The organism is Streptomyces sp. NPDC005402, assembly GCF_040606575.1.
In the GTDB taxonomy this organism is placed as follows: Bacteria; Actinomycetota; Actinomycetes; order Streptomycetales; family Streptomycetaceae; genus Streptomyces.
The window spans coordinates 161184-180256 of the sequence record NZ_JBEXFB010000006.1 but is presented as its reverse complement, the minus strand read 5'-3'; the positions used below and the strand labels follow the sequence as shown (position 1 = coordinate 180256).

Annotated in this window: 13 protein-coding genes; 11 read left to right on the top strand and 2 right to left on the bottom strand. The window is 73.7% G+C overall.

Features of this window, described 5'->3' with window-relative positions; translation table 11 throughout:
• The first annotated feature begins 5 nt into the window (after nt 1-5).
• Complete coding sequence (locus ABZT02_RS13760; protein ID WP_356017451.1) at nt 6-1271, top strand: 6-phospho-beta-glucosidase; 1266 nt, start codon at nt 6-8, stop codon at nt 1269-1271.
• Nucleotides 1262-2233 (top strand): BadF/BadG/BcrA/BcrD ATPase family protein, encoded by a 972-nt coding sequence (locus ABZT02_RS13755; protein ID WP_356017449.1) that lies wholly within the window; start codon nt 1262-1264, stop codon nt 2231-2233. The genes ABZT02_RS13760 and ABZT02_RS13755 overlap by 10 nt, the downstream gene beginning before the upstream one ends.
• Here ABZT02_RS13755 and ABZT02_RS13750 read toward each other — a convergent pair.
• Nucleotides 2221-2811, bottom strand: coding sequence for a hypothetical protein (locus ABZT02_RS13750; protein ID WP_356017446.1), 591 nt, complete (start codon nt 2809-2811; stop codon nt 2221-2223). The genes ABZT02_RS13755 and ABZT02_RS13750 overlap by 13 nt on opposite strands.
• Before the next feature lie 256 nt (nt 2812-3067).
• On the opposite strand from ABZT02_RS13750, the gene ABZT02_RS13745 reads away from it, so the two are divergent.
• The 7 genes from ABZT02_RS13745 to ABZT02_RS13715 all read left to right on the top strand — a co-directional run bounded on the left by ABZT02_RS13745 (nt 3068) and on the right by ABZT02_RS13715 (nt 14216).
• A complete protein-coding gene (locus ABZT02_RS13745) occupies nt 3068-4483 on the top strand; it encodes a hypothetical protein (RefSeq protein ID WP_356017444.1) in 1416 nt (471 codons plus the stop codon).
• Nucleotides 4484-4503: 20 nt separating this feature from the next.
• On the top strand, nt 4504-5565 hold the full coding sequence (locus ABZT02_RS13740) for a glutamate ABC transporter substrate-binding protein (RefSeq protein WP_356017978.1): 1062 nt from the start codon (nt 4504-4506) through the stop codon (nt 5563-5565).
• Between the two features lie 81 nt (nt 5566-5646).
• A complete protein-coding gene (locus ABZT02_RS13735) occupies nt 5647-6981 on the top strand; it encodes a hypothetical protein (RefSeq protein ID WP_356017442.1) in 1335 nt (444 codons plus the stop codon).
• Entirely contained in the window at nt 6978-9506 is a 2529-nt protein-coding gene (locus ABZT02_RS13730; RefSeq protein ID WP_356017440.1) for a tetratricopeptide repeat protein, read from the top strand. Before ABZT02_RS13735 ends, ABZT02_RS13730 begins: the two co-directional genes overlap by 4 nt.
• On the top strand, nt 9507-10829 hold the full coding sequence (locus ABZT02_RS13725) for a protein phosphatase 2C domain-containing protein (protein WP_356017437.1): 1323 nt from the start codon (nt 9507-9509) through the stop codon (nt 10827-10829). It abuts the gene before it with no gap.
• Nucleotides 10830-10939: 110 nt separating this feature from the next.
• Nucleotides 10940-12286 (top strand): VWA domain-containing protein, encoded by a 1347-nt coding sequence (locus tag ABZT02_RS13720; protein WP_356017435.1) that lies wholly within the window; start codon nt 10940-10942, stop codon nt 12284-12286.
• A 49-nt stretch (nt 12287-12335) separates the two neighbouring features.
• The gene (locus tag ABZT02_RS13715) at nt 12336-14216 is read left to right on the top strand and encodes an FHA domain-containing protein (protein ID WP_356017433.1); all 1881 of its coding nucleotides are present in this window, start codon (nt 12336-12338) and stop codon (nt 14214-14216) included.
• A 12-nt stretch (nt 14217-14228) separates the two neighbouring features.
• Here the strand turns inward: ABZT02_RS13715 and ABZT02_RS13710 are convergent, their stop codons facing one another.
• Complete coding sequence (locus tag ABZT02_RS13710) at nt 14229-15209, bottom strand: methyltransferase domain-containing protein (RefSeq protein ID WP_356017430.1); 981 nt, start codon at nt 15207-15209, stop codon at nt 14229-14231.
• A 68-nt stretch (nt 15210-15277) separates the two neighbouring features.
• Here ABZT02_RS13710 and ABZT02_RS13705 point away from each other — a divergent pair, with 68 nt between their 5' ends.
• On the top strand, nt 15278-15691 hold the full coding sequence (locus ABZT02_RS13705; protein WP_356017428.1) for a globin: 414 nt from the start codon (nt 15278-15280) through the stop codon (nt 15689-15691).
• Nucleotides 15692-15880: 189 nt separating this feature from the next.
• Nucleotides 15881-19072 carry an FtsX-like permease family protein gene (locus ABZT02_RS13700; protein WP_356017426.1) on the top strand — a complete coding sequence of 1064 codons (3192 nt, stop codon included), beginning with the start codon at nt 15881-15883 and terminating at the stop codon, nt 19070-19072.
• Nucleotide 19073 lies beyond the last annotated feature (1 nt).

The window sequence follows — 19073 nt, the reverse complement described above, 5'->3', positions numbered from 1 at the left end:
CTTCAGTGAAACTCACCGTGGTCGGCGGAGGCTCGACCTACACCCCCGAACTCATCGACGGCTTCGCGCGCCTGCGTGACACCCTGCCCGTCGAGGAACTCGTCCTCGTCGACCCGGCCGAAGACCGCCTGGAGCTGGTCGGCGGTCTCGCCCGGCGCATCTTCGCCAAGCAGGGCCATGACGGCCGTATCGTCACCACGTCCGACCTGGACGCGGGCGTGGACGGCGCGGACGCCGTGCTCCTGCAACTGCGCGTCGGCGGCCAGGCGGCTCGGCAGCAGGACGAGACCTGGCCCCTGGAGTGCGGCTGCGTCGGCCAGGAGACGACCGGCGCGGGCGGCCTCGCCAAGGCGCTGCGCACCGTTCCGGTGGTCCTCGACATCGCCGAACGGGTCCGCCGGACCAACCCGGACGCCTGGATCATCGACTTCACCAACCCGGTCGGGATCGTCACCCGCGCCCTGCTCCAGGCCGGGCACAAGGCGGTCGGGCTGTGCAACGTGGCGATCGGCTTCCAGCGGAAGTTCGCCGGGCTGCTCGGTGTCGTCCCCTCCGACATCCACCTCGACCACGTGGGCCTCAACCACCTCACCTGGGAGACCGGGGTGCGGCTGGGCGGTCCCGAGGGCGAGGACGTCCTGCCCAAGCTGCTCACCGGGCACGGCGACACGATCGCCGGCGACCTGCACCTGCCGCGCGCGCTCCTGGACCGGCTCGGCGTGGTCCCGTCGTACTACCTGCGCTACTTCTACGCGCACGACGAGGTCGTACGGGAGCTCGGCAGCAAGCCGTCCCGGGCCGCCGAAGTGGCGGCCATGGAACGGGAGTTGCTGGAGATGTACGGCGACCCGGCCCTGGACGAGAAGCCGGAGCTGCTGGCCAAGCGGGGCGGCGCCTACTACTCGGAGGCGGCGGTCGACCTGGCCGCCGGGCTGCTCGGCGGGGGCGGCAGCCCCTACCAGGTGGTCAACACCCTCAACCGGGGCACCCTGCCCTTCCTGCCCGGCGACGCGGTGATCGAGGTACCGGCGGCGGTGGGCCCGACCGGGCCGACCCCACTGGCGGTACCGACCGTGGACCCGCTGTTCGCGGGCCTGATGGCGCAGGTGACGGCCTACGAGGACCTGGCGCTGGCGGCCGCTCTGCGGGGCGGCCGGGACCGGGTCTTCAAGGCACTCCTCGCGCACCCCCTCGTCGGCCAGTACGAGTACGCCGAGGGCCTCACCGACCGACTGATCGCACACAACCGGGAGCATCTCGCGTGGGCCTGACCGCATGCGTCCTCGCCGTCGACGCGGGCAACAGCAAGACCGACGTCGCGGTCGTGGCGGCCGACGGAAACGTCCTCGCCACGGCCCGCGGCGGCGGGTTCCGGCCACCGGTGGTGGGCGTCGAGGCGGCGGTGGACACCGTCGCCGACGCGGTCGGGCGGGCCTTCGCCGCGGCCGGCGTGACGTCGGTGGAGCACGTCTCGGCGTGCCTCGCCAACGCCGACTTCCCCGTGGAGGAACGGCAGTTGGCCGCAGCGCTGCACACGCGCGCGTGGGGCCCGGACGTGGAGGTCCGCAACGACACCTTCGCGATCCTGCGGGCCGGGGTCACCGAACCGCGCGGGGTCGCCGTGGTGTGCGGCGCGGGCATCAACTGCGTCGGCATGCGCCCCGACGGCCGTACCGCCCGCTTCCCCGCGCTCGGCCGGATCTCCGGCGACTGGGGCGGCGGCTGGGGCCTCGCGGAGGAGGCGCTGTGGCACGCGGCCCGCGCGGAGGACGGGCGGGGCGTCGACACCGACCTCGCGCGCGTGCTTCCGCGGCACTTCGGGCTGCCGTCGATGTACGCCCTCATCGAGGCCCTGCACCTGGAGGAGGTCGCCCCCGCCCGCCGCCACGAACTGACCCCGGTGCTCTTCGCCACGGCGGCCGCCGGCGACCCCGTTGCCCGCTCGCTCGTCGACCGCCTGGCCGACGAGGTGGTGTCCATGGCCACGGTGGCCCTGACCCGCCTCGACCTCCTCGACGAGGAGACCCCGGTCCTGCTCGGCGGCAGCGTCCTGGCCGCCCGGCACCCGCAACTGGACGACGGCGTACGGGAACTCCTGGCGGCCCGCGCCCCGAAGGCCGTACCCCAGGTGGTGACGGCGAGCCCGGTCCTGGGCGCCGCGCTCCTCGGCCTGGACCGGGCGGGGTCGTCCCCGGAGGTACAGGCGAGGGTGCGGGCGTACTACGAGGCCTGAGCGAGCACCGCGTCGGCGACTTCAGGGACGGACCTGCCGTTCCCGACGTCGACGCGGGGCAGGCCCAGCCGGTCGACCGCCTCCACCATGAGCTCCTGGTACCGCACGCTCCGGGCCAGGAACCTGTCCATCAGCGCCCGCTCCCCCTCCGACGCCTCGTCATAGCGCCCGCCCGCACGGATCCGGGCGCGCACGACGTCTTCGCCGGCGGTGAGCCATACGGCGGCGGTGTGCGGCACATCCAGCGTCGCGACCCGCTCCGGCCACAGCGCGGAGCCCTCCAGGACCAGGCCCGGTCCGGTGGCGTGCGCTCTGACCAGCTCCTCGATGCGGGGCCACAGCCTCTCGTAGTGGGCGAGGACCGAGTCGATCAACTCGTCGACGCCGAGCGTCGCGTAGTGCTCGGCCACATGCGGCGGCACCTCCCGCTCCGGCGTGCGCCAGGGCCGCCCCGGGTGTCTCGCCAGCAGGTCCGTCGAGCGATGCTCGAAGCCCAGCCGGTCGGCGATCGCCGCGGCGACCGTGGACTTGCCGGTATGAGACGTTCCGCCGATCATCACCACTCGTAGCCCGCGCACGACGGCGACCCTACGCGCCCCCTGGGGGAACCGAACCGATTCCCGTGGCGTATTCATGGGCAAGGGGTGGTGCGGGGGGGCGCGGCAGGGCCGTCGGCAGACGATCCGACGCGATCCGATCAAGATCCAGCCAAGGCCGGTGCGGATGTCGGTCCCGGCAGCGATACTTGCGGCGAGGGATGACCATGGGGGAGGTCAAACGGTGACACACCCGCCGAAGAGCAGTGCGGCACCACCGGTTTCCGGGGTGCCCACGATGCCGGCCGTACCGCCGCAGCCGGGACCCCCGGCCCCGGCACCGCAGACACCCCCGCCCGACTCCGCGCCGGACCCGGCACCCGCCCGTCGTACGGCCTTCGCGGAGGGTTTCGACCAGGTGCGCGCGGCCGCCACCACCGAGCCCGGCCGGCTGCGCATCATCGGCGCGGCGCTCGCCCTGCTCGTCGTCCTCTTCGGCGCGGTGACCGCCTGGCAGACCAACGACCGGGCCACCGCCGCGGACGACGTGCTCAACAAGAGCCAGCCGCTCAGCAGTGCCGCGGCCGACATATACCTGTACCTGGCCGACGCCAACACCACGGCCTCCAGCGGCTTCCTCGTCGGCGGCCAGGAGTCGGCCGACTCCCGCGACCGGTACGAGAAGGACATCGCCCGGGCCGCGGCCGGTCTGGTCAAGGCCGCCTCGAACTCCGACCCGGACTCCCCCGCCGCGAAGACCGTGGCCGAGCTCAACACCCTCCTGCCGGAGTACAAGGGCCTGGTGGAGCAGGCCCGTACGTACAACCGCCAGGGTTTCCCGGTCGGCGGCGCCTATCTGCGGTACGCCAACGAGAAGATGCAGGAGGAGATGCTCCCGAAGGCGCAGAACCTCTACACGAGCGAGAACCAGCGGCTGCGCGCCGACTACGCCGACGCCACGCCCTACCCGTGGGCCGCGATCGGCCTCGGCGTCCTGGCGCTCGCCGGGCTCGCCTGGGCCCAGCACCGCAACTACCGGCGCACCAACCGGGTCCTGAACCACGGCCTGGTCGCGGCCACCGCGACGGCCACGGTGGTGCTGCTGTGGCTGGTCGTCGGCCACACCGTCGCGCGCGCGGGCCTCGAAGACTCCTACGACCACGGGGTCCGCTCGCTCAACGTGCTGCACGACGCCCGCATCGCCTCCCTGAAGGCGCGTGGCAACGAGAACCTCACGCTGGTGGCCCGCGGCGCGGAGACGGTCGTCAAGAAGAACGCCCAGGGTGAGGACGTCACCTACGACGCCTACGACTACGACTTCGGCAAGGACATGGACACCCTCTCCAAGGGCCTGGCCGAGGCGTCGAAGCTCGCCGACGACAGCAGCGGCGCAGAGCCGGTGACCGCGGCCCAGGGCAACATGAAGGTGTGGAAGGAGCGCCACGCCGCGGCCCGCAAGCAGGACGACTACGGCAACTACGAAGAGGCGCTGAAGCGGGTCATCGGCGGAAAGGGCGCGACGGGCGAGTGTTTCGACAGCGTCGACCACAACCTCCAGCTCGCCCTGGACCACGAGGACTCCGAGTTCCAGCAGTCGGCCGCCGACGGGCTGGACGCGATGACCGGCCTGTCGGTGGGCGCCGCCGTCCTGGCCGTCCTGGGCGCGGCCGGCGCGGTGCTCGGCATCGGGCGCAGGCTGTCGGAGTACCGGTGAGAGGGGGCGTGACGATGCGGATGCGTGGACGTGTGCGGACCGGTCTCAAGGGCTGGGGCGGGGTCGGGGTGATGGCGCTCGTCTGCGCCCTGGTGCTGGCCTGCGCGCTGCTGCTGCCGCAGACCCGGCCGAACGGCGACGGCGGCACGGGCACCGGCGGCCCGGGCACGACCCACGCCGATCAGGCGGCGGCCGAGGGCGATCCCTGTCTTGTCCCGGCGATCAAGACGCACCCGGAGGACCAGACGCTGTCCCCGTCCGGCGCGGACGGCACGACCATAGACAAGATCAAGGCCCGGCAGGGCGAGAAGCGCAAGCTGATCGTCGGCGTCGACCAGAACAGCTACCGCTGGGGCTACCGCAACCCCAACGGCGGGAACCACGCCGACCTGGAAGGCTTCGACATCGACCTGGTGCACCGGATCGCGAAGGACATCCTCGGTGACCCGAACGCCGTGCAGTTCAAGGCGATCCCCACCAACCAGCGCATCCCGGCGGTGCAGAACGGCCGGGTCGACATGGTCGTCCGCACGATGACGATCAACTGCAAGCGGGTGGGCCAAGTGGCGTTCTCCGCACCGTACTTCAAGACCGGACAGCAGGTCCTCGCCCCCAAGTCCTCCGACATCAAGGGGTACGGCGCCACCCTGGCGCACAAGAAGATCTGCACGGCGGAGGGTTCGACCGCCTTCAGCAAGCTGGACGACGACAAGAGGGCGGGCGAGCTCGTCGCCTCCGCCGACATCAGGACCACGGTGCCCAACCAACTCGACTGCCTGGTCAGGCTCCAGCTCGGCGAGGTCGACGCCGTGGTCACGGACGGGGCGCTCGCCGCCAGCCAGGCCGCCCAGGACCCCACGGTCGAACTGAAGGGCTCCCCCTTCACCACCGAGTACTACGGCGTGGCGATGAAGAGCGACGCCGACGATCTGGTACGCCGGGTCAACCAGATCCTGGTGGACTACCGCAAGGACACCACCGACGGCTGGCAGGCGTCGTACGACAAGTGGCTGTCCGCCACACTGGCCAAGGACTCGGCGAAGTCGGAGCCGCCGCCACCGAAGTACCTGCGCACGAGCTGACCACCACCACGGACCACAGGCACAGACGACCGGCACAGACGAACAACCACCCAGCAACCCTTCAGCAGCGAGAGGTGATCGATGGGCGTCACGGGACCCCCCGGGCCGGTGATGGACCGGGACGAGGTGGACCGTGCGCTGGCTCGGCTCGGCGCGGAGCACGAGGCGATCGAGACCTCGCTCTTCGCCCTGCAGGACCACGCGGGCCGCAGGCTCCTCGAAGGCGCCGACCTCACCGGGGTCACCAAGGAGCGCTGGGAGGCCGCCGACGCGTCGATCACCCTGCTGTGGGCGTACTTCGACGCGTACTCGGACGCCCTGCGCTCCGCCCGCGAGATCCGCTCCCGCCGCCGCTGGTCCAGCCGCGAGGATTTGGTGGAGCTGACCGAGCTGCTGCGCGGCGAGTCGGTCACGGTCGCGGGCTCGGCGACCGCCACGGCCAACGCGCCCACGTTGCACGGCAATTCGGGCAAACTCAGCGAGCAGTTCTCGCTGGTGACACTCGTGGAGCGGATGAACGAGCTGTACGCGTCGAGCCTGGACATGGTCGTCGCCGCCGACGCGGTCTGGTCGGCGCTGCCCGCGCGGATAGACCTGCTGTCCGCCGAACTCCAGCGCACCCGTCGGCTCGCGCACTCCGTCGGCGTACGCCCCGGGGAGCACCCGGCGGGCGACGACCTGGAGCGCATCACACGCACCCTCACCTCGCTGCGCGAGCAGGTGATCTCCGATCCGCTCGCCTTCTGGCAGCGCGCGCAGGGCAGTTCGGCGCCCGGCGGCGGAAGGCCGGACACCACGGCGTACGACCGGGAGGCGCGCGCCCTCGACGACGTGCGCCGGGAGATCGACGCGGTGCTCACGGTCCGGCAGGACGCGGAGGCCCGGCTGGTCAGGCTGCGGGACGTGCTCTCCCGCGCGGACCGCACGCTCGCCGAGGCCCGCCTCGCGCGCGGCGAGGTCCTCGCGAAGATCGCGGCCACGGAGGTGCCGGTCGTCAGCGGACCGCCGACCGTGCTGCAGGAGCAGCTGGCGACGGCCGCCGAGTACCGCAGACACGCCCAGTGGCACCGTCTGTCCCCGCTCCTGGAGTCTTTGGAGGAGAAGGCGGAGGACGAACTGCTGCGCGCCCGCGAGTCGTTGACGGCGGTCACCGCGCCGCTCGCGGTCCGCGCGGAGCTGCGCGGCCGGCTCGACGCGTACAAGGCGAAGGTCGCCCGGCACGGCCTGGCCGAGGACCCGTTCCTGATCGAGCGGTACGACGCGGCCCGGCGGATGCTGTGGAGCGCGCCCTGCGACCTGCGGGTCGCCGAACAGGCCGTGCTGCGCTACCAGCACGCGGTCGCCGAACTGCTGGGGGCACCGCGGGTGCCGCAGCAGAGCGGCACCGAGGACCGTAGGGGGGAGTCGACGTCATGAGTCAGGAACAGCAACCCTGCCAGCGGCCCGGCTGCGACGGCAGGTACGAGGACATGGGAGGCGGCGAGCTGTACTGCGACACCTGCGGTCTCGCGCCGGTCCTCCCGGCCGGGGCGGGCCGGACCGGACCGGTGCCCACCGGTAGCACGGGCGCCGGCAGCGGCTCGCAGGGCAGCGGCGGTTCGCGCTCCACCGGCCGCGGATCCTCGCGTTCCTCGCGTACGTCCTCGCACTCGTCGAAGTCCCGGCGCTCGGTGTCGGGGCGGCTCTCGCGCTCGGTCTCCGGGAAGTCCACGGGCCGTTCGGTGTCGGTGCGCGGCTCCGGCTCCTCCGCCGGTTCGACCGGGCGCGGCCGGCTCGGCGCGGGGCTCGTCGAGGTGCCCGGGGTGCCGCGGCCCGACCCGCGCGAGATGGTTTTGGAGAACCCCGAGGTGCCCGAGCGCAAGCGGTTCTGCTCGCGCTCCGACTGCGGGGCGCCGGTGGGGCGCGCGCGGGGGGACCACAAGGGGCGCACGGAGGGCTTCTGCACCAAGTGCGGCCACCCGTACTCGTTCGTGCCGAAGCTGAAGTCCGGTGACATCGTGCACGGCCAGTACGAGGTCGCGGGCTGTCTGGCGCACGGCGGACTCGGCTGGGTCTACCTCGCCGTGGACCGCGCGGTGTCCGACCGCTGGGTGGTCCTCAAGGGCCTGCTGGACACCGGCGACCAGGACGCGATGGCCGCCGCGATCTCCGAGCGGCGCTTCCTCGCGGAGATCGAGCACTCCAACATCGTGCGGATCTACAACTTCGTGGAACACCTCGACCAGCGCACCGGCTCGCTCGACGGCTACATCGTCATGGAGTACGTCGGCGGCAAGTCGCTCAAGGAGATCGCCAACGGCCGCCGTTCGGCCGACGGCAAGCGGGATCCGCTGCCGGTGGAGCAGGCGTGCGCCTACGGCATCGAGGCCCTGGAGGCGCTCGGCCACCTCCACAGCCGCAACCTGCTGTACTGCGACTTCAAGGTCGACAACGCCATCCAGACCGAGGACCAGCTCAAGCTGATCGACATGGGCGCGGTGCGCAGGATGGACGACGAGGAGTCGGCCATCTACGGCACGGTGGGCTACCAGGCGCCGGAGGTCGCCGACGTGGGCCCGTCGCTCGCCTCAGACCTCTACACGGTCGGCCGCACCCTGGCCGTGCTGACCTTCGACTTCCAGGGCTACACCAACGTCTTCGTCGACTCGCTCCCCGACCCCGACCACATCGAGGTCTTCCGCCGGTACGAGTCCTTCTACCGCCTGCTGGTCCGCGCGACCGACCCGGACCCGGCCCGCCGCTTCGCCTCCGCGCAGGAGATGTCGGAACAGCTGACGGGCGTCCTGCGCGAGGTCGTCTCCCTGCAGACGGGCCGTGCCAGGCCCGCCCTGTCGACCCTCTTCGGGCCCGAAGTCCGGGTCACCGACGCGGAGTTGTTCCCGAAGCTGGACGGAGAGGTGTCGCGGCTGGGGGGACGGGTGGTGCCGACGCGCCGGAAGGCGACCGCCGGTTCGGTCGGTCCCGTCGGCACCGGAGCCGTCAGCGCCACCAGGACCATCGTCAAGGACGTCAACGCTCCCGTGGCCGCGCTCTCGCTGCCCGTCCCCCACGTCGACCCCTCCGACCCCAACGCCGGTTTCCTCGCCGGTCTCATGACCACCGCGCCCGCCGAGCTGCTCGGCGCCCTCGCGGCCGCGCCGGCCCCGTCGGCGGAGACCCGGCTGCGGCAGGTGCGGGCCTGGCTGGAGAACGGCGACACGCACACCGCGGACGAGGCGCTGCGGCACCTCGAGGACGAACGGCCCGACGACTGGCGGGTGGTCTGGTACCGGGGCGTGGCCGCCCTGGTGACCGGCGACCACGAGGCCGCCGCGCTCGCCTTCGACGCGATCTACGACGCCTTCCCCGGCGAACCCGCCCCCAAGCTGGCCCTCGGCCTGTGCGCGGAGGTGCTCGGCCAGCTCGACAACGCCGCCGAGTACTACCGCCTGGTCTGGTCGACCGACCCCAGCTATGTGAGCGCCGCGTTCGGCCTCGCGCGCGTGCAACTGGCGACCGGGGACCGCCGTAGCGCGGTGAGGACGCTGGAGTCGGTGCCGGAGTCCTCCATCCACTACACCGCGGCCCGGGTGGCGGCCGTCCGCGCGAGGCTGCGTCAACGCACCGCGACCGCGGGCGACGTACCCTTCCTGGACGACCTGACCGCCGCCGCCGGGCAGGTCGAGGCACTGGACGCGTACGGACTGGATCCGGCGCGTCGCGAGCAGTTGTCCGCCGAGGTGCTGGGCGCGGCCCTGGACTGGATACTCTCCGGTGGCCAGGACTCCGTCGCCCCCGCCGCCGGGGGACGGGCACTGCTCGGCAGCGGACTGGACGAGCGAGGACTGCGCTTCGGCCTGGAGCGTTCGTACCGCGCGCTGGCCAGGCTCGCGCAGGGCGGCGAGGAGAGGATCGACCTGGTGGAACGAGCCAACCGTTACCGCCCCCGGACGTGGGTGTAGTTGATGTCGCAGATGCCCCAGCAGACCGCCCTTTCGAGGTGCCCGAGCTGCGAGGAACCCCTGGAGTCGGGCGACCGTTTCTGCGGTGCGTGCGGATACGACCTGTCCGCCGTCCCGGCGCGGCCGGACGACAGCCCGGCCGTCGCCGTGAACGGCGCGCCCCCGGGCGGCCCCTGGCCACAGGCCCCGCACCCGCCGGCGGAGCTCCATCTGCCGAGCGACCTGCGGGCCTCCGCGTCGGGCGAGCACGAACTGCCCCCGGTGCCGCCCCAGTCGGGGCCGGTGCTCGGGTCGCCGGTCTCCCCCGCCTCCGGTGTGCGCTTCGACCGGGCGCCCGAGCCCGAGGAGTACCTCCTGCAGGCGCCCGACCCGCGGGTGGCCGCCGGACCGCCCACCCCGGCCGAGGGCACCAAAGTGTGCGTGGCCTGCAGCGCGGGCCGGGTCGACGACGACGGCTACTGCGAGAACTGCGGGCACGCCCAGCCGCGCGAGCGCGACCACATGGAGCAGGAGGCCGGTCCGATCGCCGCCGTCAGCGACCGCGGTCTGCGCCACCACCGCAACGAGGACGCCTTCACCCTCGGCACCAGCGTGCTGCCCGACGGCACACCGGCGACCTTCGCGGTCGTCTGCGACGGCGTGTCCTCCGCGACCCGCCCCGACGACGCCTCCCTGGCCGCCTCCCGGGCCGCGGCCGACGCGCTGCTGGCCGCGCTGCCGCAGGGCACGCACCCCCAGCAGGCGATGCACGAGGCGATCGTCGCCGCCTCCCGCGCGGTCAACTCGCTCGCCGCGGAACCCGCCACGGCCCGCGAGCACCAGCCGCACCAGAACGCCCCGGCGTGCACGCTCGTCGGCTCGATCGTCACCCCCAGCCTGCTGGTCGTCGGCTGGGTCGGCGACAGCCGCGTCTACTGGGTGCCCACGGACCGCGGTTCGGCCCCGGCCCGGCTCACCGAGGACGACTCCTGGGCCGCGCAGATGGTCGCCGCGGGCCTGATGAACGAGGCCGAGGCGTACGCCGACGAGCGCGCCCACGCGATCACCGGCTGGCTCGGCGCGGACGCCTACGAACTCGACCCGCACACCGCTTCCTTCAAGCCGGACCGGCCTGGTGTGGTGGTGGTGTGCACCGACGGCCTGTGGAACTACGCGGAGGCGGCCGACGAGATGGCTCAGGCCGTGCCGGCCGACGCCGCCGCCCGCCCGCTGCACACCGCCCGGGTCCTGGTCGGTCACGCCCTGGACGGCGGGGGCCACGACAACGTAACAGTGGCCGTCGTGCCGTTCCCGACCCCTGTGCAGGGGGCAGGATCGGGCTGAGGCCGTATACGGGGAACGCGTCGCGGCACCAGCGCAGGACCGGAGGGGACCGGTCCGCGATCAGTCACCGGCCCACGCATGTGGGGTTCGCGAGGGGGATTTGAGTAGGCATGGCCAATTTCTCGAAGTCGAACGTGCCGCAGTTCGCGATGGACGTCTACCAGAACGAGTACCTGCCCGAGGGCGGCCGCGAGGTCAACGCGATCGTCACGGTCACCGCGACCGGCGGCGGCACGATCGGAAGCGCGGTCGCGGCCACGCACCTCTGGTCGGCGGGGCAGGGCCCCTCGGCGGCGGTGGCGATCATGGTCGACTGTTCGGGCTCGATGGACTACCCGCGGGCCAAAATGCGCAACGCCCGCGACGCCACGGCCGCCGCGATCGACACCCTGCGCGACGGTGTGCACTTCGCGGTGATCGGCGGCACCCACGTGGCCAAGGAGGTGTATCCGGGGGACGGCCGCCTCGCGATCGCCGACGCCACCACCCGTGACCAGGCCAAACAGGCCCTGCGCAAGCTCAGCGCGGGCGGCGGTACGGCCATCGGCACCTGGCTGCGCCTCGCCGACCGCCTGCTGTCCTCGGCGGACGTCGCCATACGTCACGGCATCCTGCTCACCGACGGGCGCAACGAACACGAGTCGCCGGAGGACCTCAAGGCCTCCCTCGACGCCTGCGCGGGCCGTTTCACCTGCGACGCCCGGGGCGTGGGCACCGACTGGGAAGTGAAAGAAGTCACAGGGATCGCCTCCGCCCTGCTCGGCACCGCCGACATCGTCGCCGACCCGGCCGCCCTCGCCGCCGACTTCACGCAGATGATGGAGACGGCCATGGGCAAGGAGGTCGCCGACGTCGCCCTGCGGGTGTGGACCCCGGTGGGCACCGCCATCAAGTTCGTCAAGCAGGTCGCGCCCACCGTCGAGCAGCTCACCGACCGCCGCACCGAGGCCGGCCCGCGCGCCGGGGACTACCCCACCGGCTCCTGGGGAGACGAGTCCCGTGACTACCACGTCTGCGTCGAGGTCCCGGCCGCGAACATCGGCCAGGAGATGCTCGCCGCCCGGGTCTCCCTGGTCATCCCGCAGCCCGACGGCGGCACACAGAACCTGGGCGCACAGGGTCTCGTCAGGGCCGTGTGGACCGACGACATGGTCGCCTCGACGTCGATCAACCCCCAAGTCGCCCACTACACCGGCCAGGCCGAACTGGCGCAAGCCATCCAACAAGGTCTCGATCTGCGCAAAGCGGGCGATTTCGATGGAGCAACGGCCAAACTGGGCCGGGCCGTTCAGCTCGCGAACGACTCGGGGAACGCCGATACTGCGAAACTGCTTTCGAAGGTGGTCGACGTGGTCGACGCCACGACAGGTACTGTGCGACTGAAGGCGAAGGTCCAGGAGGCCGACGAGATGACTCTCGAGACCCGGTCGACAAAGACAGTTCGCGTAAAGAAGTAGACAGTTACCGACGTAGAAGTTCCCTGATCCGAGAGGGGGAAGCGCCGACATGCCGACCTGCCCGAACGGACACCAGTCGGGTTCCGACGACTGGTGCGAGGTCTGCGGTCACCGCATGGCCGGTGCCGTGCCTCCGCCCCCTCCGCCGCCGCCCGGTCCAGGTGCGGGCGGCTACGGCTTCCCGCAGCCCGGCGGTCCCGGGGGCCAGCCCGGTGGACGCCAGCACCTGTCCGCCGTACCGGACCCCGAGCCGGAGCTCTGCCCGCAGTGCCGTACGCCCCGTGAGGGCGGTGCGCCCTTCTGCGAGGAGTGCCGGTGGAACTTCCTGACGAACACGGCGACCTCGTACACCCCGGCCGCCCCGCGCCCGCCGGCCGGCTCCGGCGGGCCGCCCTCGCACTTCCAGCAGCAGCCGCCCGGACCCGGTCCGTCCTTCGGCGGCGGCGGTGACTCGTACGAGTACCAGGGCTCGCGCCCGTCCCAGGTGAACCGCCCCGCAGAACCGATCCCGTTCGGCTCGGAGCCGTCGGGGCGCCCGGGTCCGGGCGGTCCCGGCGGCGGTCCGGGTGGGCCCGGTGGCCCTGGCGGTCCCGGAGGTCCGCAGGGCTTCCCCGGCGACCCGTCCCGACCCGGCGGTCCCGGCGGCGGCCCTGGTTCCTCCGCTCCTTCCGGTTTTCCGGGTGGTCCTGGCGGTCTGGGCGGTCCGGGCGGCCCCGGCCCCTCCGGTTTCCCCGGCGACCCGTCCCGCCCCGGCGGTCCCGGCCAGTCCGGCCCCGGTGGACGGCAGGGTTTCCCGGGTGATCCCGGACGCCCCGGCGCACCCGGCCCCTCCGGTTTCCCGGGCGGCCCCGGTGGTCCCGGCGGCCCCGGCCCCTCCGGTTACCCCGGCGACCCGTCCCGCCCCGGCGGTCCCGGTGGCCAGCCCGGCCCTGGTGGTCCCGGCGGCCCCGGCGGTTACGGCTACCCCCAGCCCGGCTCCAACCAGGCCCCGCCCGGTCCCGGTGGCCCCGGCGGCCCCGGCCCGCAGGGCTTCGGCGGTCCTCCCACCCAGCCCGGTCCGGGTGGCCCCGGGCAGTCCGGTCCCGGAGGCCCGCAGGGCTTCCCCGGCGACCCGTCCCGACCTGGCGGTCCCGGCGGTCCCGGCCCCTCCGGTTTCCCCGGCGACCCGTCCCGACCTGGCGGACCCGGCGGTCCTCCGAACTTCGGCGCGGACCCCTCCCGCCCGGTCCCGCCGCCCCCGGGCCCGACCCCGCCCGCCGGCCCCGGTGCCACGAGCGGTGCCCCCCAGGGCTTCCAGGCGCAGGGCGCATCGGCCCCGCCCGCCTTCCCGCAGGAGACCCACCGGCCGGGCGGTCCGCCCTTCGGCGGCGGCGCCGACGACTGGGTCATCTCCCCGCCGTCCTCCAACGCCCCCGGAGGTCCGGGCGGTCCCGGTGGTCCCGGTGGCGGCGGCTACGGCTACCCGCAGCCCGGCTCGACCCAGGCCCCGCCCGCGCCCCCCGGCCCGTCCTTCCCGCAGCAGCCGGCGACCTGGACGGCGACCATCGGCCCGGACCGCGACTACTTCATGGCGATGATGCAGCGCTCCGGCCCCGAGGCCGCGGGCCTGAACCTGCCCGCGTACTCCCCCGAGCAGCAGCGCGCCCTCACCGGCAACCAGGTCACCATCGGCCGCCGCCGGCACTCCACCGGCGACACCCCCGACGTCGACCTGTCGGTACCGCCGGAGGACCCGGGCGTCTCGCACCAGCACGCGGTGCTGGTGCAGCAGCCGGACGGCTCCTGGGCGGTCGTCGACCAGAACTCGACCAACGGCACCACGGTCAACGGCGCCGAGGAGCCCATCACGCCGTTCGTGCCCGTGCCGCTCCAGGACGGCGACCGGGTGCACGTCGGCGCCTGGACGACGATCACGATCCGCCGCGGCTAGCGAACGGCCACGTCACCGGAGGGGCCAGGCATACGGTCCCTCCGGGTCGTCCAGCCACGCCCACTCGCGCTCTCCGCTGACCGTGATGCCGTACCGCTCACGACGCGGCCGGTCCTCGCGCTCCCACAGCGCGTGCGCCTCCCGCGGTTCGAGGCTGCCGCGGCTCAGAGCCAGCAGGAAGCGGAACAGATCGCTGTCCCGGGCCGGGCCCGGAATCCCGTCGAGGTGCGCGGGCTCCTCGTCCGGCCGGTCCGCGCCACGCAACGGCACGAAGTAGGCGGGCGTGGGCAGGAACCGCCCCTGGGCATGCCCGGCGTCCCGCACGGTCAGGGCGATCAGGCCGGTGGCGAGCGGGCTCAGGACGCGCGCGCCGGGGCGGCACTGGGCGAGCCAGGCGGTCGGGACCGAGGCCAGGGTGCAGGTGGCGATGATCCGGTCGAAGGGGGCGTGTTCGGGCACCCCTCGCGCGCCGTCGCCGGTGACGACGACGGGGTGGTACCCGGCGGCGGCCAGGTGTCCGCGCGCCGCCTCGGTGATCTCGGGCTCCAGGTCGACGGTGGTGACGCGGTCGTCGCCGAGCCGGTGCGCGAGCAGGGCCGCGTTGTAGCCGGTGCCGGCGCCGATCTCCAGGACCCGGTCGCCGGGCCGTACCCGCAGCTCGGCCAGCATCAAGGCCATCAGCGAGGGCTGGCTGCTGGAGGAGACCAGCTCGCCGTCGCGCAGCCGGGTGGCGAGGGGGGCGTCGGCGTAGGCCCCGCGGAGCCACTTCTCCCGGCTGCGGGGGTCCGGGCTCTCGCCCCAGCGCCGCTCGTGGCCTCCCCTGGTGCCGACGTAGTAGTACGGCACGAACAGGTGCCGGGGCACCGCCTCGAAGGCCTCCCGCCATGCCGGGTCCGTGGCCCAGGCCCCGCTCGCGTCGATCTCCCGCACCAGCGCGGCCCGCGCGGAGGCGGCGAGTTCGGTGAGATCCCTGTCGAGAGCGTGCGCGCCCATACCTCCACTCTGCACCCTGGGCAGGGGAGGTCCTAAGCCTTGAGTCCTCGTCCACCCGGTCTGAGACCATGGTTGACGTGAAAGAGATCCGGCGCGGCACGCTTCAGACGCAGACCTTCTACGAGCAGGTCGGCGGGGAGGAGACCTTCCGCCGCCTCGTCCACCGTTTCTACGAGGGGGTCGCCGAGGACCCGGTCCTGCGGCCCATGTATCCCGAGGAGGACCTCGGCCCGGCCGAGGAGCGCCTCGCGCTGTTCCTCATGCAGTACTGGGGCGGCCCCACGACGTACAGCGACAACCGCGGCCACCCCCGGCTGCGTATGCGCCACGCCCCCTTCGTCGTCAACCGCGAGGCGCACGACGCGTGGCTGCGGCACATGCGGGACGCCGTCGACGAACTCGGTCTGTCCGAGGCGCACGCGACGCAGCTGTGGGACTACCTGACGTACGCGGCCGCTTCGATGGTGAACACGGCCGACTGATCACCGCTGGGTGACCACCGCTCACTGATTGCCGGATTCCGGTCGCACGGCGCCGGATTCCGGTCACGATCCGGTCAAGCCCGCGCTACAAGCGCTTACCCCTGACCGTCCCCTCTGACATCCTCGCCGGAGATCTGGCACAACACGGCGGGGGGCCGGGTGACGGGGTTCGGGGGAATCGCACGTCTCGTGTTCCTGCGTGCGCGGGCGCACCGGCTGCTGCTCGCCGCCGCGTTGCTCACGGTCCTGCTCACCACCGCGGTCCTCGCGACCCTCACCGCCTACTCCGGCGCGATCGGTGACGCGGCCCTGCGCCACTCCCTCCAGGACCCGCGCAACGCCGCCGACACCGCGCTGGTCGTCAAGGCCGACGTGCCCGAGGACCGTCGTACGGCCGCCGACACCGCCGTACGCGACGTGGCGCGGCGGGCGTTCGACGGGCTGCCGGTGACCGTGCGGACGTTCCTGCGGTCGGGTCCGTACGCGCTGCCGCGGTCGCTGCAGCCCGAGTCGGAGCGGTCCGGGGACCCGGACCTGACCCACTTCGCGGCACTGGACCGCAGCCGGCTGCGGCTGGTCCAGGGGCGGCTGCCGCGGCCGTCCGAGGGGCGGGTCGAGGTGGCGCTCCCGCAGGCCGCCGCCCGCACCCTCCACCTCGGCCCCGGCGCCCGTTTCACCCTCGCCGACCGGTTCCGCGGCCCGGCGGTGCGGGTCACGGTGACCGGCCTGTACCGGCCCGTCCGCGCCGACGATCCGTACTGGCTCCTCGACGAGCTGCACGGGCGGGGCATCAACAAGCTCGACTTCACGACGTACGGCCCCCTGCTCGCCGATCCCGGCGTGCTGGCCGACGGGACGGTGAGCGTCGGGACGTCGGGGTGGCTGGCGTCGGCCGACTTCGCGGCGGTGACGACCGCCCGGTCGGACGCGTTACGCAAGACGGCCGTCGCGGGGAACGCGGCGCTGCGCAAGGAGTCCTCCCTCGGCGGGGCCACGACCGCGTCGACCTCGCTGCCCGAGGTCCTCGACCGCACCGACCGCTCCCTGCTCGTCTCCCGCTCGACCCTGCTGATCGTGGCCCTGCAACTGGTGCTCCTCGCGGGCTGCGCCCTGCTGCTGGTGGCGGGGTTGCTGAGCAGTGAGCGCACAGGCGAGAGCCGGCTGCTGCTGGCACGCGGCGCCTCCCGTGCCCGGATCGCGGGCCTGGCCGCGCTGGAGGGGGCGCTGCTCGCGGCGCCCGCGCTGCTGTGCGCGCCGCTGCTGGCGGGCCCGCTGACGCGGATGCTGGCCGGGCGGGGACCGCTGGCCCGGATCGGGCTGCATCTGGAGGTGCCGTCGGGCGGGCGGCCCGGGGTGTGGCTGGTGGCGGGGGCGGTGGCGCTCGGGTGTGCGCTGGCGGTGACCCTGCCCGCGCTGACCTCCTCGTTCGCGCGCGGCCGGGCCCGGACGCTGCCCGGTGCGGTGCGCGCGGGGGCGGACCTCGGGCTGCTGGCCGTGGCCGCCGTGGCGTACTTCCAGCTCAGCCGCCAGACCTCCGGTGCGGTGTCCGACGACACCGCCGGCACGCTGGGCGTGGATCCGCTGCTGGTGGCGGCGCCCGCGCTCGCGCTGCTGGCCGGGACCGTCCTGACGCTGCGGCTGCTGCCGCCGCTGGCCCGGCTCGCCGAACGCCGGGCGACCGGCGGGCGCGGGCTGACCGCGGCCCTCGCGGGCTGGCAGATCGCCCGCCGCCCGATGCGCGGGGCGGGCCCGGTGCTGCTGCTGGTCCTCGCGATGGCGCTGGGCATGCTGGCGATCGGGCAGAGCGCCTCCTGGGACCGTTCGCAGTCCGACCAGGCGGACTTCCGGGCCGGGGCGCCGGTGCGGGTGCTGGTCTCCGGGGACGCGGGGCTCGGCCGCACCGAGCAGTACGCGGCCGTGGCGGGCGTACGGCAGACCGCTCCCGCCGCCCGGTCCGAACTGCCGCTGTCCGGCAGCAAGGTGGCGACGGTGCTGGCGCTGGACACCTCGCGCGCCTCCATGCTGATCCGCCCCGACCTGCACTCCGGACCGTTCCTCCAGACGCTCGCCCCCAAGGGTTCGACCGCGGGGTTGAAGGTGCCCGCGGACACGGCCCGGTTGCGGCTGACGGCGACCCTGCGCGGTGAGGACGGGGGTACGACGGGGGTCACCGTCACCCTGGTGGACCGCTACGGCACGCCCTTCCGGATCCCGGCCGGTCAACTCCCCTGCGACGGCCGGGCCCACGCGCTGGACGTCTACGTGTCCGGGGGCCCGCTGACCCTCACCGCCCTGGAACTGGCCGTTCCCGTCCCGGCCGACACGCCCGACCGACAGCGCTTCACGTTGAGCGAGCTGGCGGCCACGGGCACCGACGGGACGGTACGACGGCTGCCGTTGCCGACCGGCTGGACGGCCCACTCGCAGAGCGACGGGGCGAGTTCGACGTTGAACGCCGAGGACAAACCCCCCGCACCGCGCCTGAGTTCGCAACCGGGGCGGCTGAGCGTGGACTACGGCACCGGGACCGTCCCGTGGGACGACACCTCCGGCTCGGGGACGCTGGCAGTCCGGTTGGAGGCCCCGCAGCCGGTGCCCGCCAGGATCACGGCCGTCGCCACCGAGCGCTTCCTCACCTCGGCGGGTGCGGCCGTCGGGGACAGCCTGGACGTGCCGCTGGACGGCGAGACGGTCTCGGTGCGGATCGTGCGCTCCATACGGGAGTTGCCCACCGTCACGGACAGCGGCGGGGCCCTGCTGGTCGATCTGCGGACCGTGAACCGGAGGCTGCAGGCGCAGAGCGGCCGCGGAGTGGAGCCGACCGAGTGGTGGCTGACGACGGAGCCCGGTGCGTCCGGCAAGGTCGCGGCGGCGCTGCGGGCCCGGCCCGACATGGACCCCGCCCAGGTCGTGGTGCGGGACGAACTCTCCGGGCAGCTGCGCGACGACCCGTTCGGCGCGGGCCCCGAAGCCGCGTTCGCCGCGGCGGCCGCGGTGGCGGCGGCGCTGGCCGCGGTCGGGTTCGCGGTGAGCGCGGCGGGGTCGCTGCGGGAACGCGGCGCGGAGCTGGCCGTACTGCGCGCCCTGGGGGCCACGCGGCGGCGGCTGGCCCGGGCGGTCGCCGTGGAGCAGGGCGTCCTGGTGGTGCTGGCGCTGCTGGTGGGCGCGCTGCTGGGCACGGCGTTGACCCGGGCGGTGGTCCCGCTGATCGTGCTGACGGACGAGGCTGCCAGACCGGTCCCGCGGGTCCTGGTCCAGCTCCCGCTCCCGCAGGCGGCCGCGCTGCTGGCGGCGGTGGCCCTCGCCCCGCTCCTGGTCACGGCGGCGCTGGCACTGCGGCGGGCGGATCCGGCACGCGCGCTGCGTGAGGGGGGCGAGTGAG

Excerpts from the sequence above, each read along its gene's own strand:
- ABZT02_RS13745 (WP_356017444.1), top strand. The coding sequence starts at position 3,068 with ATGCCGGCCGTACCGCCGCAGCCGGGACCCCCGGCCCCGGCACCGCAG.
- ABZT02_RS13740 (WP_356017978.1), top strand. The coding sequence starts at position 4,504 with ATGCGTGGACGTGTGCGGACCGGTCTCAAGGGCTGGGGCGGGGTCGGG.
- ABZT02_RS13735 (WP_356017442.1), top strand. The coding sequence starts at position 5,647 with ATGGGCGTCACGGGACCCCCCGGGCCGGTGATGGACCGGGACGAGGTG.
- ABZT02_RS13730 (WP_356017440.1), top strand. The coding sequence starts at position 6,978 with ATGAGTCAGGAACAGCAACCCTGCCAGCGGCCCGGCTGCGACGGCAGG.
- ABZT02_RS13720 (WP_356017435.1), top strand. The coding sequence starts at position 10,940 with ATGGCCAATTTCTCGAAGTCGAACGTGCCGCAGTTCGCGATGGACGTC.
- ABZT02_RS13715 (WP_356017433.1), top strand. The coding sequence starts at position 12,336 with ATGCCGACCTGCCCGAACGGACACCAGTCGGGTTCCGACGACTGGTGC.
- ABZT02_RS13710 (WP_356017430.1), bottom strand. The coding sequence starts at position 15,209 with ATGGGCGCGCACGCTCTCGACAGGGATCTCACCGAACTCGCCGCCTCC.
- ABZT02_RS13705 (WP_356017428.1), top strand. The coding sequence starts at position 15,278 with ATGGTTGACGTGAAAGAGATCCGGCGCGGCACGCTTCAGACGCAGACC.